The 15,649-nt window shown below is 45.9% G+C and carries 13 protein-coding genes; 3 read left to right on the forward strand and 10 right to left on the reverse strand.

Going from position 1 to position 15,649, the window contains the following annotated elements; genetic code table 11:
• Positions 1–126: 126 nt before the first annotated feature.
• The 3 genes from LJ658_RS15905 to LJ658_RS15915 form a co-directional block, all read right to left on the reverse strand.
• A complete protein-coding gene (locus LJ658_RS15905; protein ID WP_230547523.1) occupies positions 127–1,149 on the reverse strand; it encodes an LLM class flavin-dependent oxidoreductase in 1,023 nt (340 codons plus the stop codon).
• A 120-nt stretch (positions 1,150–1,269) separates the two neighbouring features.
• Positions 1,270–2,373: a hypothetical protein gene (locus tag LJ658_RS15910; RefSeq protein ID WP_230547524.1), complete on the reverse strand. Its 1,104-nt coding sequence runs from the start codon at positions 2,371–2,373 to the stop codon at positions 1,270–1,272.
• 314 nt (positions 2,374–2,687) lie between these two features.
• A complete protein-coding gene (locus LJ658_RS15915; protein ID WP_230547525.1) occupies positions 2,688–3,758 on the reverse strand; it encodes a hypothetical protein in 1,071 nt (356 codons plus the stop codon).
• A 333-nt stretch (positions 3,759–4,091) separates the two neighbouring features.
• Between LJ658_RS15915 and LJ658_RS15920 the strand changes: the two genes are divergently transcribed.
• On the forward strand, positions 4,092–4,922 hold the full coding sequence (locus tag LJ658_RS15920; protein ID WP_230547526.1) for a glycoside hydrolase family 25 protein: 831 nt from the start codon (positions 4,092–4,094) through the stop codon (positions 4,920–4,922).
• A 147-nt stretch (positions 4,923–5,069) separates the two neighbouring features.
• Here LJ658_RS15920 and LJ658_RS15925 read toward each other — a convergent pair whose 3' ends face one another.
• From LJ658_RS15925 to LJ658_RS15940, 4 genes are all read right to left on the reverse strand, one after another.
• Entirely contained in the window at positions 5,070–5,357 is a 288-nt protein-coding gene (locus LJ658_RS15925) for a hypothetical protein (protein WP_230547527.1), read from the reverse strand.
• Between the two features lie 176 nt (positions 5,358–5,533).
• On the reverse strand, positions 5,534–7,195 hold the full coding sequence (locus LJ658_RS15930; protein WP_230547528.1) for a UxaA family hydrolase: 1,662 nt from the start codon (positions 7,193–7,195) through the stop codon (positions 5,534–5,536).
• A 163-nt stretch (positions 7,196–7,358) separates the two neighbouring features.
• Positions 7,359–7,751, reverse strand: coding sequence for a hypothetical protein (locus LJ658_RS15935; RefSeq protein ID WP_230547529.1), 393 nt, complete (start codon positions 7,749–7,751; stop codon positions 7,359–7,361).
• Positions 7,752–7,908: 157 nt separating this feature from the next.
• Positions 7,909–9,261 carry an alpha-L-fucosidase gene (locus tag LJ658_RS15940; RefSeq protein WP_230547530.1) on the reverse strand — a complete coding sequence of 451 codons (1,353 nt, stop codon included), beginning with the start codon at positions 9,259–9,261 and terminating at the stop codon, positions 7,909–7,911.
• A 234-nt stretch (positions 9,262–9,495) separates the two neighbouring features.
• Between LJ658_RS15940 and LJ658_RS15945 the strand changes: the two genes are divergently transcribed.
• Entirely contained in the window at positions 9,496–10,371 is an 876-nt protein-coding gene (locus tag LJ658_RS15945) for an AraC family transcriptional regulator (RefSeq protein ID WP_230547531.1), read from the forward strand.
• A gap of 7 nt (positions 10,372–10,378) precedes the next feature.
• On the opposite strand, the gene LJ658_RS15950 is transcribed toward LJ658_RS15945, so the two are convergent.
• From LJ658_RS15950 to LJ658_RS15960, 3 genes are all read right to left on the reverse strand, one after another.
• Entirely contained in the window at positions 10,379–11,134 is a 756-nt protein-coding gene (locus LJ658_RS15950) for a LytTR family DNA-binding domain-containing protein (protein ID WP_230547532.1), read from the reverse strand.
• On the reverse strand, positions 11,135–12,841 hold the full coding sequence (locus LJ658_RS15955; RefSeq protein ID WP_230547533.1) for a sensor histidine kinase: 1,707 nt from the start codon (positions 12,839–12,841) through the stop codon (positions 11,135–11,137). It lies immediately after the preceding gene.
• Positions 12,842–13,151: 310 nt separating this feature from the next.
• Positions 13,152–14,639: an NAD(P)/FAD-dependent oxidoreductase gene (locus LJ658_RS15960; protein WP_230547534.1), complete on the reverse strand. Its 1,488-nt coding sequence runs from the start codon at positions 14,637–14,639 to the stop codon at positions 13,152–13,154.
• A gap of 60 nt (positions 14,640–14,699) precedes the next feature.
• Here LJ658_RS15960 and LJ658_RS15965 point away from each other — a divergent pair, with 60 nt between their 5' ends.
• Positions 14,700–15,545 (forward strand): phytoene/squalene synthase family protein, encoded by an 846-nt coding sequence (locus LJ658_RS15965; RefSeq protein WP_230547535.1) that lies wholly within the window; start codon positions 14,700–14,702, stop codon positions 15,543–15,545.
• Positions 15,546–15,649 lie beyond the last annotated feature (104 nt).

Genomic DNA, 15,649 nt, shown 5'->3' on the forward strand with positions numbered 1-15,649 from the left:
GCAGGGAGGGGTTTCGCCGCTTTGTTAAATCCGTCCTACACCCTCCCAGGGAAGGGAAGCGCACAGGTCCGTCGCTTTTTTTGAACACACCGACGCGGGGTGACTGAAAAAACTGGCGGCTAACTTTTACCGCCAGCCCAATGCGGGGGCAACATGCTCTAAAATAGCCGACAGCACATGGACATTGTAATCAACCCCTAACGTGTTGGGTATGGTTAGTAACAATGTATCCGCTTCTTTTATCGCTTCGTCCTCAGCCAGTTCTTTGATCAGCTGATCCGGTTCGGCTGCGTAACTCTTCCCGAATACCGCGCGTTTATCAGCCTCGATGTAACCAAAGCTATCAGCCGATTTACCCTGTTGGCCGAAGTAAAGCCTGTCCTGGTCTGTTATTAATGCAAAAATGGAGCGGCTTACCGAAACTCTCGGTTCGCGCTGGTGCCCGGCTTTTTTCCAGGCTTCTTTATATAGCCTGATCTGTTTAGCCTGCTGGATATGCAGCGGCTCGCCGCTTTCGTCAAACTTCAGGGTCGAACTTTGCAGGTGCATACCATTCTCGGCGGCCCAAACCGCAGTTGCGTTGGAGGCAGCGCCCCACCAGATCCGTTCGCGCAATCCTTCCGAATGCGGCTCCAGTCGTAACAATCCCGGTGGGTTCGGGAACATCGGGTACGGGTTAGGCTGGGCAAAGCCCTTGCCCTTTAATTTCTCTAAAAACTCCAAAGCTTTTTGCCGCCCCATATCGGCATCGTCCCGACCCTCTTCGGGTTGATAGCCAAAATAGCGCCAGCCCTCAATCACCTGCTCCGGCGAACCCCGGCTGATGCCCAATTGTAAACGGCCCTCGGAAATCAGGTCGGCAGCGCCGGCATCTTCCACCATATACATCGGGTTTTCATAACGCATATCTATCACGCCGGTCCCGATCTCTATTTTGCTGGTTTTGGCGCTGATTGCCGCAAGCAACGGGAACGGCGATGCCAGCTGGCGCGCAAAATGATGAACCCGGAAATAGGCACCATCCAAACCTATTTCTTCCGCAGCTACAGCCAGGTCTATCGACTGCAGCAAGGTATCGCCCGCGGTGCGGGTTTGATACGCGGGATGATCAGACCAATGCCCGAATGATAAAAATCCTATTTTCTTCATCAGATGCTCAATGTTTTGATGGCAAATGTAAGCAGCCGGGCGGTACGGCAGGTCATGGTTTGGTAAATAATAGGATAGTGCAGGCAGGATGTCTTCAACATTTTGGCTGGCATAGCAGCGCTACAAGGTCTTGTAATACAAACCCTTAGTAGTGGCTAAAAATAAGGTATTATTGAATTGCCTGATCGCATAAGCATAAACGCCCGGCAAAAACTCTTCGTCCCTTGCCCAGGTTGTACCTGCCGGGGCTCCTTTATCGCGGTGCTGTATCCATATACCCGCATTTCCTTTATACTGGTTAGTTACCGTATAGATTTTATTAATGCCCAAAAGCATGCCCCGCATCAGGTATTTATCCTCATAGGCATCAGCCCTGATGCCTATGGTATCCGGGTATAAAGTTGCTCCCTGGTCGTCGGTACGCAAAATCATTTGCTGATCATCGTTGCCAACATATGCTTGTGCCAACGCGCTGCCCTGGTCATAAATCATATCGATCACATAGCTTGGGAAACGGGTGTTTTTATAGCGCGATTGGCTGATGTCTACATAATCTTTGGTATGCCATATTTGCGCGGCCGGGTCGTAAACAGCTAAGAAATCGCTGGTGGCAGCAACAAAATAGTTGTTAAATACGGCGAGCTTTGATACACGCACGTCGCCAAGACCCAAGGTTAGCGCTGGCTCCCATTTATTATTAGTACTATTCAGCTTTAAGACGCCCTTGCCAAAGTTATCATACGAAGAGCAATACAGTTCATTGTACCATTTGATAAAAGAAGTTACGGCGTTGGTTGGGGCGCCCTCGTTGGTCCAGGTTTGGCCGTTATCGCCGCTGGAATACATTGTGCCATAAAAATTGCCGGCGAAGATCTTACCGTTACCTATGGCTATCGCCGAGATATGTACGCCTGTACCCATAGCCGTGGTTGATGTCCAGTTGGCGCCGTTGTCAGTGCTCGTGTATATTTTACCGGTTGGCGCAGAAGCCGCATATATCACGTTGCCGGCCATTTCAAGGGCGGTTATACTGTCGGCCGGTAAAGCATTAATGTGCACCCACTGTGCGTTCGTAGCCGGCAATGGCGGGTTACCGGTAGTTACGGGCGTGGGGTCGTGAGGTAATGGCCCGTCATGTTTTTTAGTTTTATAACATGATGATAAGGTATAACATATAACCAGGGCGGCCAACCCGGTAGTTAGTTTGGGTAACATATTACTCATCTTTTAATTTTTTGATAAAGTTTATTGCAATACGCCCGGCCCGGACGAAGCGTTGCCTTTATCAAATAAAAAATGATCAATCCAAATGTAAAATATTGATAAACAGTTTATTCCTCCACTGGTAGAAGTTTAGCGTTAGCTAACTTCTACCCAAAATGTGTTAAGCTTTCAGCTTAACTATACCATTACAGATAAGCTGAAAGCTTATAACATCGTAGGACGACGTTGAAAACTTCGACCATTAATGCTATTGCGTTTGAGCATTACAAATCCCCGGTATCTGGTCCGGGATTACAATCCAAGCCGCGGAAAAATTATTTGCCTTTTATTGTCCTGATCAGTTTAAGCTTATTACCATCCCAACGGAAGTATTTTGTAAATTCTATAGTCAGATTCTCAGCTTCAGTTCCGTCGTTATTGTACTTTGGTTTGTCATCGCCAACCGGCTCCACTTGTATACTTTGTACAACAATTAATTCGTCTATGGCTATACCGCAGTCTTTGGGGTAAAGAAAAATTTCTAATTGGGGCTTGGTGTCATCAACAGATAATACGCCATTTTTGGCCAAGACAATTTTTTTACCATTTGTCACCTGTATCGGTAAATATATCCTGGTATCATCATAATAACCGCCATCGCCCGAGCCGCCTGCCAAAAATAAACGCGATAACTTTTTGCCGTTATCAATAACGAATAAATCCATATCGTCTTCAATATCATGCATGCAACTGTAAGTGAGGTGAAAAATGCCCACAGAATTTTTAAGTGCAGAAGAACTGAGTTTATTTATTTGATAATGTGCTCCTTCAATCGTATCTGTATACGTATTTAATATCTTTTGAGACTTGCCTGTTTTTATGAATTTCACTATTCCGGGCTCGCAAGTAACGTCATCATCAACTTCTGATAAATGTGGCGGGTATTTGGCAATACCCACTAAATAGGAGGTATCTTCACCTCCGTAAAAAGATTGAAAATACAGGTCAGGTTTTTTAATATATCCACTTTTTAATTTAGGCGTACAAACCAGGAAATAATCGCGGTATTCCTTTAAAATATTTACAGGGGTGTTAAACGGTAAACTATCAATCACCTTTGCAGTTCCCTTAATAGCGTTATATACATAGGTAATTTTATTAAATGTGCCCGGCGAAAAGGTTTGCGGATCGTAGCTGTAACGATAAGTTGTAAGCAGGCATCCTAATTTTGCAGGGTCAATTGCTGCTGTATCGGGCGACACCTTTGGCCTGTTTTCCTGTCGGGTTACCCTAACGGTTTTCCTTGTGACCTTTTTCTCAGTTTTATCTTTACATCCCGTTACCAGCAACATCGATAAGAACAGGAAAATTAGGCATTTTATTGGATTAAACAGATTGATGTGCATAAGCGTTAAAGGTTTGCACTAAAATACCATTTTATAAAATGAGTATCAAAGAAACGCTTTCACTAATTCCTTCCCATTCCTTTTCCAGTGAGATCTCAGGTCGGGTACGCTGCCTTGCGGTACCAGTAGTCGGCATTCCAGTTATCGCCCTCCTTACGGTGCAGGCAGGTATGTACCCATGCAGATTGGCGGTCTGTCAGGTGGTCAACCTGCGCATGCGCTTTAGGCCAGTCGCCTTCCTACATCCCATTAACCGGCCGGCTCACCGCTTACGCTGACTTGGACCAGTTGAGGGGATGGTGATTTTTTGCCGCTAAATCGTATTTTCGCCCTGTGGCCAAAGCAAAACCCAAACGTAAGCCGGTGAAGAAAAAAGGAAGTGTTTCCTTGAAACTGGCTTTTACAGGCTTCCTGCTGGTTATCCTGTCACCCTTTTATTACGGTTATGTGCTCAAAATGTTCAGCGCCACCTGGCAATGGGTAGCGGATATAGGCGAATCGCCCAATTACCGTACCTACCATAGTTTCGGAATTAAGATCCCGGTTAAGTATAAGCTGCACGGAATCGATGTATCTTACGCGCAGGGAAAGATCGACTGGCTGCAGGTAAGAGCGATGCAGGAGGATAGCGTACGGATCAGGTTCGCTTTTATCAAAGCGACGGAAGGTTTACTAACGGTTGATCCATATTTTAAACGGAACTGGCGGGAAGGCGCGAAGGCGGGGATAATTTGCGGCGCATATCACTTTTTCCGGCCTAAGAAGGATGGGCTGTGGCAGGCGCGCTTCTTCCTGCAGAATGTGACGCTGGAAAAGGGCGATTTGCCTGCAGTAGTAGATATTGAGGTACTGGATGGTGTGCCACCGGCCAGGATGCGAAAGGAACTGCGAACGTTTATCAGTAAAGTAGAAAAGTCAACCGGTAATAAACCGATCATTTATACCGGTATCAGTTTTTATAAAGATTATCTGGCAGGGCATTTTGACGGTTATCCCCTATGGATAGCCCATTATTACCAGGAGGAGCTAAAATTAACCGAAGGCACCAACTGGTGGTTTTGGCAACATTCGGACATAGCACGGGTTAACGGGATAAACCATGTGGTTGACTTTAACGCGTTTAAAGGAGATAGCTTAGATTTTCAGCGCTTATTGGTGCATTAATACAGCGCGATTTATCGACACCGTAACCTCGTTTTAGTTTTCCGGTATCCTGATCCGCTAAGGGCATTGGCTATGAGGATTGGAAGTCTCCCGTAAATCAAGTCCGGTTTATAAACCTGGCCAACAGGAAATTTCTTGCTTATTCAATCAAAGAAACGCTTTCACTAATTCTTCCCATTCCCTTTCCAGAGATGTATCAGGTCGGGTACGCTGCGCCTTGCTGTACCAGTAGTCGGCATTCCAAATATCGCCTTCCTTACGGTGCAGGTAGGCATGTACCCATGCCGATTGGCGGTCTGTCAGCTGGTCAACCTGCGCGTGTGCTTTAGGCCAGTCGCCTTTAGCATCATACCAAAGGCTTTTTAACTGTACCGGAAGTCCGCTAAGGGGTTCTTCTAAGTTCAGTGATTCTTTAAATTCGGTTAATGTTTTCATCGGATAAGCAAACAAGGCTGATGCAAAATTACAGTTTTGTAAACCAGGCTAAAAATACAGACGAATAAGTATGATCCAAAGTGATCCGCACCGGTTAATCAACTACTTAGCTATCAATAAATTAACCAAAAACAGTGATCCGGCTGATCCAGCTAATCCACTTTATTTTGGATCACTTAAAGCGACACCCCTCTTTTCCACGGGATGAAATCATCCTGGCCCAGTTGTACCGATTTGGGTTGTACCACGCCGCTGGCAACGTCTATCACATAGTTTAAAATACGCTCGCCGGCCTGGTCTATGGTTTCGGTACCCTCAATTATGGTACCGCAGTTAATGTCAATGATATCGGGCATGCGCTGATAGATGCGGGTATTGGTTGACAGCTTGATAACCGGCGTTATGGGGTTGCCTGTGGGCGTGCCCAGCCCGGTAGTGAACAAAACAATGGTAGCGCCCGAGGCAACCTCGGCCGTAGTGCTTTCCACATCGCTGCCGGGGGTACACAGTAAATTAAGGCCGGGCTTGGTAACCTTCTCTGGGTAATCCAGCACAGCCGCCACCGGCGAATTGCCGGCCTTTTTTGCCGCGCCGGCAGATTTGATAGCGTCGGTAATTAAGCCGTCCTTAATATTGCCGGGCGACGGGTTGGCGTAAAAGCCCGAGCCATCGGCCTCTGCGCGGGCGTTATAGGTCCGCATCAGGTGCATGAATTTCTGCGCGGTCTCCACATCAACACAACGGTCGCTCAGCTCCTGCTCAACGCCACAAAGTTCGGGGAACTCGGCCAGTATCACGCTGCCGCCCAGGCTCACCAGCACGTCAGACACATAGCCCAGCGCCGGGTTTGCCGAGATGCCCGAAAACCCGTCGGACCCGCCGCACTCCAACCCGATACAGATCTTGCTGATAGGTGCCGGGGCCCGCTCCAGCTTGTTGGCGACGATGAGGCCGGCAAAGGTCTGCTTCAACGCTTCCTGCATCAGGGTGCTTTCCCTGCCGATCTTCTGCTGCTCCAGCATAATGAGCGGCTTGCTGAAGTTAGGGTCGCGTTTCCTGATCTCATCTTCCAGGATACTGGCCTGCGCGTGCTGGCAGCCCAGGCTCAGCACCGTAGCGCCCGCCACGTTTGGATGGGTGATATAGCCGGCCAGCAACCCGCACAAGGCGTCGCTGTCTGTCTTGGTACCGCCGCAGCCCATATCATGGGTCAGGAACTTAATGCCGTCAATGTTCTCAAATAATTTCTTTGATCCCTTCTCCGCCGGTTCCATCTCCAGATCGGCATTTAATATCGACTCGACCGAGTTGCCGGTCTGGTATAAGCTGATCAGGCTGTCTACTTCGTTCTCATAGGTTTTGGCTTTACGGAAGCCCAGTTTCTCTACCAAAGCGTCCTTCAACACCATGATGTTCCGGTTCTCGCAAAACACCAGCGGTATCACCAGCCAATAGTTAGCCGTCCCTACCGATCCATCCGCACGGTGATAGCCCAGGAAGGTCCGTTGCGCAAACTTATCCACCGCGGGCTTATGCCAGTTTAACTTGCGCTCGCCCAGTTTAAAATCACTGGCGGCATGGTGTATATTGTCTACCGTAATAGCGCTGCCTTTGGCAATGGGCCGGTTGGTTTTGCCTACCAGCACGCCATACATATAAATTTCCTGGTCGGTGTCCAGGTCGGTTATCGTAAATTTATGTTTGGCGGCAACATCAGTAACCAGGGTGATATGATCGCCGTTAAACGGCACGACGGTTCCCCTGGGTATATCCTGTAAAGCCACCAGCACATTATCATGCGGGTGTATTTGTAAAAAAGTATTTATACTATCTGTCATTATATTCTGATCAGGAATTAGCTATCAAAAGATGGTTTCAGTATCCTTTTTAATTGGCCGTGAAAGTTGTGGACTAAATTAGTTAATCTTTTATGTCAACCATAAAAAAGCGCGATGGTAATATCGTGCTAAATGCGCAATCGTTTTCGCGGCGGTGGTGAGTTTACTTTTTGCCGTTGATCTGGTCTTCCTCTTTTTTAGCCTCAAGGCGCTCTTTTTTAATATCGATCTTCAGGAGCGCGAAGATGCTCATATAAAAGTTGGCCACCCAAACTATGGCAAAGCCGGCCAGCAGATACCCGCGCCAGTCGTCCATTAAAAACTTATAGCCGGTTAATATCAATATAAACACGGTTACGTAATGGCTAAAGCAATACTCACAAGTAAACAGGTAAAAAAACTTGCGTCCCAGCAGCGTTTTGCGGCTGGTGCTTTGTTTGAGGCAATATTCGCGCGGCTCTTTAAAAACCTCCTCGTGCGTAACCGTCCAGGCGATGCAGGCAACAGGGATAGCAACCAAAAAAAGCCAGGCAACCTGGGTAGATAACGGCATCATAGTTACAATTACAATCAGGATTGCATAAGGTTTTAATCCCGGTGATGACTGTTGTCACTTTTTGGTAAAAACTCCCTACGCACACATTATTACCCTACCAATTTAAAATCCAGGATGAAAAAGAACGATGTTATTGCGGTGATTACTCGCCCGGCCCTTAGTTCAACGTCAACTCAACCACCGGAATTTCAAATCCCGGCTTTATAGCCGGAAGTTTTACCTCCAGGTCATCGCCATCCGTTTTATATAAAACTTCCGAGTGGTCATTTAAAAACTGTGCGTATTTAATTTTACCGTTGTAACCGGGTAAAGTAAGCTTACCATTTTCGGGATATTTATACAGGAAAACGTATAGGCGGCCGGTGGCTTTGTTATAGCTTAGTTTGGTATCGGCCGGTATTTTAAACGTATCCGGCGCATAGGTACAGTTATAAATTGCCGTACTGTTGGCGTGCATCCAGGTGCTCAGGCTATCCAGCGCGTTAGTTGCGCGGTAGTCAAATTCGCCGCGTGCGGTTGGGCCAACGTTAAGGATTAAATTGCCGCCGTTACTTACCGACGTAATTAACAGGTCAAGCAGCTGGCGGTGAGTTTTCCAGGTATGCTCATCGCGGTAATAGCCCCATGAGCCCGAGAAAGTCTGGCAGGTTTCCCAGGTTTTGCCACGGTATTTAGCCAGTTCGGCGGTGCTTACCTGCTCGGGTGTTTCAAAATCGGCGCCGTCTTTATATTCTTCCAGGTTAAGGCGGTTATCTACAATAATGCCCGGCTGCAGTTTCCTGATCAGTTTTAACAGTTCAACAGCCCCCCACTCGTCCTTACCTTTACCATGACCGTCTTTACGCGGGAACGAAAAATCAAGCCATATAATATCTATTTTGCCGTAGTTGGTCAGCAACTCGGTAATTTGATTACGCATGTACTGGCGGTACTTAGCCATGTCGCGGTTTTTGTTTAGCGCCGCGTACGATGCATCACTTTTATCTTTTGGCGATTGGGGGTGGATCTCATCAATGGTATAATCAGGGTGGTGCCAGTCCAGCAGCGAATAGTAAAATCCAACCTTTAGGCCCTGACCTCTGAAAGCGTTAACATACTCACGCACCAGATCACGTTTGGCATGGGTGTTCGGCGCCTTATAATCGGTATATTTTGAATCAAACAGGCAAAAACCTTCGTGGTGCTTGGTGGTCAGCACTGCGTATTTCATGCCGGCCGACTTTGCTTCCCTGGCCCACTTCTGCGGATCAAAAAGATCGGGGTTAAACTGATCGAAATATTTCTGATAACCGGCGTTGTCTATCTTCTCATTATGCTTTACCCACTCGTGCCGTGCAGCGCCCGAGTACAGGCCCCAGTGGATGAACATTCCGAAGCGGCTGTCTTTCCACCACTCCATACGTTTTTCTTTTTGGGCATCCGTTTCGGCGCCTATCATTTTTTGTGCAAAAACCGATGGCAGGCTTAGCAACATCAGTAATAACAACAACTGCAGTTTTTTAATAATCATGGTTATCCAGGTTAGTAAAGTTTTGATTTATTACGCGTTTAATGTTTTGATATCGATAACATTTGCAGCGCCCTTTTTATAATTGGTTATACAAATAAAGCATTTGTTTAAGGTGCAAAGTTTTACGCAATAAGCTATTTATTAAGCAATATTGGCAAGTTGGCCTTTAAACGCAGAATATGATGCACATTTGGCTCAACTTTTTTCATACTTTAGTATAAAAATATAAACCAGGTGAAACTTCAGCTTTTAAAAGTATCCAAAGACCAGATCAGCTCTTTCAGCGCCCGGCAGGATACCATGCCCAATATTAACAGCCGGTGGCACTACCACCCCGAGATTGAATTGGTATACTTTAAAAAAGGCAAAGGCACCCAGTTTGTAGGCGACAGCATCAGTCCGTTTTTACCGGGCGATGTGGTGCTGGTTGGCGCTAATTTGCCGCATTACTGGCAGTTTGATACCAGCAGCGACAACAACCCGGACGGGCCCGAGGCCGATGTTAGCGTGATCCACTTTAACCAGCTTTTTTTGGGGGATACTTTTTTAAAGCTCCCCGAAAATAAGGTACTGGTTAACGTTTTCGAAAAATCAAAGCGCGGCATCTCGCTGTCCAAATCATCCGGGCGAAAAATAGGCCCGCTGATAGAGAAAATCGTTTCGGCCGAGGGCCCGCGCAAAATAATTTCCTTACTTGAAGTATTGCTGGCTATCGGCGAATGCAAAGAAAGTAACCTGATGGCGTCCCTGGGTTTCCGGAATGATTTCCAGGAGGAAGAAAAGGACCGCATCAATGCCATCTACAATTACTCCATCAGCAACTTTAAAAAAAATATCAGCCTGAAAGAGATCTCGACCGTTGCAAACATCAGCCCCAACTCTTTTTGCAAGTTCTTTAAATCGCGCAGCAAAAAAACATATTCAGAGTTTGTGCGCGAGATCCGCATTGGCCATGCCTGCAAACTGCTTATTGATAACAAGCTGGCCATCAAAGAAATTTGTTATGAAAGCGGTTTTAACAATTTTTCAAGCTTTCATAAATACTTTAAAATGATCAAAGGCAAAACACCAATGGGTTATCAAAAGAGTTTTGTAAAGGATAGTTTTTAGGAAGCCCTTATAAACCATTATTTAACGCGATTTTAACCAGTTCCCTGTTTTGCCTGGAGATAGGCACTTTTTCCAAATTCTTTAGCAGTATTGTCCCGCCATCTTCGGCCAGGTAACTTTTAACGCTATCTATATTTACCAGGTGCGATTGATGGGTACGGATAAAATTATGTGGCTTTAGCAGATCGGCAAACTCTTTTAAGGTTTTGCAAACTAAAAATTGCTCGTTGTTTTGCAGGTAAAACGTGGTGTAGTTATTTGCAGCCTCGCAGCGTACAATGTCTGTAACCTTAACATACATGATTTCCTTCAAAGTCGGCAGCGCTATTTTAGGCGGCTCTTTACTACCTGCCTTAATATACTGAAGCAAATTTTCCATATTTAAATTTTGCTTTTTGGCATTGATCTTCTCCCTTGCTTTTACTAGCGCGGTTTTAAATTCGTCGATATCTACCGGCTTCAGCAAATAATCAAGCGCCGAAAACTTAATGGCCCTGATGCCATACTTATCATAGGCGGTAATAAATATCACCTCGAAGTTTATTTTGGGCAATGCGGCTAACAAATCAAAGCCCGATTTACCGGGCATCTGGATATCGAGGAAAACCAGATCGGGCTTATGCTGCTCAATCAGCAGCAAGCCATCATCGGCATTTCGCGCGGTAGCAATCACATCAACATCGGTACAATATTGCTGTATAATAGTCTGTAGGTTTTCCAGGTTATTTGCCTCATCATCAATAATTATAGTCCTGATGCTCATTTAGATCCAGTTTAATAAACGGATGGTTACCGTGGTGCCCTGCGGTGTCGCGTTGATATCCAAAGTTACAGATTGATCTTTATAGATCTGGTTAAGCAGCGTAACCCGCTCTTCGGTTAATTTTATGCCGTAGCCGTCGGCATCCGCATTTTTCACAAACCCGGCACCATTGTCCGTTATGGTTAATACCAGGTTATTACCATCAGCCATTATAGAAATTTCAATTTTACCGGCGTCATTTAATCCTGATATGCCATGTTTAACAGCGTTCTCTGCAAAAGGCTGCAGCAGCATGGCAGGTATCTCGATATTGGCCTGGTTTAATTGCCCGTCAACCGTAATATTATACTGAAAGTTAAACCGCAGCTGTTCCATTTGCAGGTAGTTGTTTAACACCTTAAGTTCATCTTCCAGGCTTAGTACATCGTCATTACTGCTGTCCAGCACCTGCCGGGTTAAACCGGCGAATTTTGACAGGTAATAATTGGCCCCTGCAATGTTATTTTTATTGATGAGATTTTGAATAGATGTTAACGCGTTAAACATAAAATGCGGGTTAAGCTGCGCCCGTATTGATCGTAATTTTAAACCAACCACCTGTTTCTCCTGCGCTACGCGCCGTATTTTTGCCCGGCTTTGGCGGCGATATAATAAAAACAAAAAAGCAACCCCGCAAAGGGTTGCAACTGTGTAAGGTATTAGTTGTTTAATGGAGACCTTTTTTTGCGTTAAAGGTGGTGGTTTAACCTCGAAAGGTATATGCAAACATTGCTCATCTTTTCCGCTTAAGGTAGACTGAATCAATATTTCATATCTTCCCGGTTGTTTAAAATATTTACTGTCAATATCAAAATGATCGTCCAAAATATAATACCCTATTTGCTGATCATCTACCATATCCAGGTTATGAACAATACGTACTATATAGGGCAGTGTTTCATGACGCTTAAAATCAAGCCGAATACTTCCTATACTGTCAGCCGGAAACTTAAAGTCCGTTGGGATTATACCGTTTTCAGTAAATTTAGTGGCATACCCTCTGTTAGCTTTTGTATTGCTCAAATTAAAAACCGCTTCACCGGCGATTTTTACATTACTCCTATTGTAAGCCGTTCCGTCAATCACCCGCTCTGTTGCCATACTTATTGTTATTTGGGTAACCACCGGTTTAAAACTTGTGCGCCAGTCAAAAAGCACTCCGTCACGGATGCTATAATCCTTAATGTTTTGTACTTCAACCAATAGCTGTTTCCCCGGCGATTTATATTTGCCGATAAACCCATATTGCTGTAAAGCACCATATTTCATCTGCAACGGTATTTTTGACCAGGGTACAATTTCTACACTATCATTTTCAATTACACGATATCGATAATCGCCCACATTGTCTTTATTCACGCCCATAGCAACTACCTCGGCAGCCGACGAATTTGAGATAACATAGCTGGCATAAGATTTTGAAAGAGACTTTACCGGTACAGACGCGGGATTACTGATTGATGCATCTAGTTTAACCCCAAGCATTATAGGGCTATTGAAGGCTAAATTTATATTAGCGCCCATATTATGAATTATGGTTTCATTTTTCTCTTTGACGTAATCCTGTTTATTTTTAGACGCTTCATATAAAACCATATATAAACTGCTATCTGCCACCGAATAGGATACCGGGCTTCTGATCAAACTTTTTCTGTCTGTGCTCTCCATATTAAATAGAAAGTACCCCCCTTGCGCAAAACTTATTTTTGAACACCCATATCCACAGATGAACCAAATGAGCATTAGTATTTTTTTACTTTTCATGAGTGTTTAAGTTTAATGTTTTTTAATTACATCACAAAAATGTGCTTATGGGCCACCGTAGGCAACCGGCGTTGAGGATATGGTATTGACGGGTTAGAATTTGGCAGCGGTTATGCAGGGCGGCGACAGCCGGCTAATAAAAATTTAAAATTCAAACAACCCTCTTTCCCGCTTGCGGAGAGAGGGCCGACAAGCGTAGCGATGTCGGGGTGAGTCAACCGCGCGCGTTCAAATAAGCCATCGCTTCCGCTGCCGCCACCTGCCCGGATATGATAGCCGGCGGCACACCCGGCCCGGGCACGGTTAGCTGCCCGGTGTACAGCAAATTTTCTACCTGCCGGTTACGCATGGCCGGTTTAAAAAAGGCCGTTTGTTTAAGCGTATTTGCCAAACCATAAGCATTGCCTTTAAACGAATGGTAATCGGCCTTAAAATCATTGATCGCGTAGCTTCTTTTAACCACAATATTTTGGCGGATACTTTGGCCGGTGACATGCTCAAACCGCGACAGCATCAGTTCAAAATACTGGCCGCGAATGGCCTCCGTATCCTCAAGCCCGGGGGCAACTGGCATCAGGAAGAACAGGTTCTCGCTCCCCTTTGGCGCCACGCTTTCATCTGTTTTTGAGGGGCAGCAAACATAAAACAGTGGTTTGTCCGGCCATTTGGGGCTGGTATAAATATCCTTGGCATGCTGTTCAAAATCCGCATCAAAAAACAGGTTATGGTGCTGTACGGCGTCTATTTTTTTATTGATACCAATATAAAACAAAAGGCTTGAGGGCGACATTACACGGCTGTCCCAATATTTGGGACTGTAATTGCGATAAGGCGCGGCTAACAGGTGTTGGTCCACGTAATGATAGTCGGCGCCTGCAATTGCCATGTCAGCCCGGAAGTCGCCATTGGTGGTTTGCAGGTTGCTGACGCGCCGGCCGGTTACGTTAATTTTAGTTACCCCGGTATCTAATTTAATTTCAACGCCCAGGCTTTCGGCCAGGCTTACCATCGCCTTTACAATTTCGTTCATGCCGCCCATGGGGTACCAGGTGCCTAAAACCAGGTCGGCATAGTTCATCATGCTGTACATGGCGGGCGTATTTTGTGGTGTCGCGCCCAAAAACAACACCGGGAATTCCAGTAACTGCCGCAGCTTCGGGTTCTTAAAATGCCGGTACACATGCCTGCGCATACTGCCCAGCAGCTGCATGCTCAGGCTTTTTTTTATCAGGTTAAGATCAATAAACTCGGTTATGGAATGCGACGGGCGGAAAACATATTCGCCCATGCCTACCCTGTATTTATATCCGGCCTGCTTTAAAAATTTATCCAGCTGTTTGCTGCTGCCCGGCTCAATACCGTCAAAGAGTTTATCCAGCCCGGTACGGCTGGCCGGCACGTCTATAAGGTCGTCTTTGCCGTAGTAAACCCGGTAGCCCGGATCTAACCTTTTCAGTTCATAAAAATCCGACGGCTTTTTACCAAACCGACCGAAGAAATCCTCAAAAACATCGGGCATCCAATACCAGCTTGGGCCCATATCAAACGTAAAACCGTCCTGCTGCCAAACCCCTGCCCTGCCGCCGGCCTGCTGGTTTTTTTCGAGGATGGTAACCTTATGCCCCGCTTTAGCCAGCACGCAGGCCGCCGACAGCCCGGCAAAGCCGCTGCCGATTACGATGATATGTTTTTGGGCACCCATAAAAATTCAACCGGCCTAAAGTAAGCAAATTGTTTTGCGGGCCGCCTTAAATATGTACTTTTGAAGCCAAGCGTACACGTGAAAATGGATCTTTATGATGAAACCTGCTTTGAATGCTGCAAGCTGATAACCAATAAATACAGCACATCATTCAGTAAAGGTATTAAGGCATTTAATAAACAGTTTAGGTACCCCATTTATGCTATTTATGGTTTTGTGCGCTACGCGGATGAAATTGTAGATACCTTTCATAACCATGACAAGGCACAACTTATCAGCGATTTTAAGCAGGACACCTTTAAAGCCATCGACCAAAAAATTAGCCTTAACCCGGTACTGCATGCTTTCCAGCTAATTGTTAACCAATATCAAATAGACCATAACCTGATCAGTGATTTTTTACGGTCGATGGAGATGGACCTGGACCATAAGGTTTATAATGAAACGGATTACCAGACCTATATTCACGGCTCGGCCGGTGTGATCGGGCTGATGTGCCTGCAGGTTTTTTGCGAAGGCGACAGGCAACAATATGAACAGTTAAAGCCAATGGCGCTAAGCCTGGGGTTGGGTTTCCAGAAGATCAATTTTTTGCGGGACATTAAATCAGACTATGAAGACCGCGGCCGCACCTATTTCCCCGGCATCGATTTTAAAAATTTCACGCAACAAGATAAACAAACCATAGAGGCAGACATTCAACAGGATTTTGATAAGGGACTTGAAGGAATACAACGTTTACCCAAGGGTGTAAAATTGGGCGTCTATATTGCTTACCGGTATTATTTACAGCTATTTAAAAAGATAGTAGCGATGCCGGTGGATGACCTTGTGGCCAGGCGGGTAAGCGTAAACAACGCGCATAAAGCGTGGCTGTATTTAACGGCGCTGATTGGATTTAGCTAAGTTAAGGTGTTCCGGAGTGTTCCGCTTCGTTCCGGGGTGTTCCGCTCTGTTCCGGAGTGTTCCGCTCCGTTCCGGGGTGTTCCGCTCCGTTCCGGGTGTTCCGC

The organism is Mucilaginibacter sp. UR6-11 (genome assembly GCF_020880695.1).
Taxonomy (GTDB): Bacteria; Bacteroidota; Bacteroidia; order Sphingobacteriales; family Sphingobacteriaceae; genus Mucilaginibacter.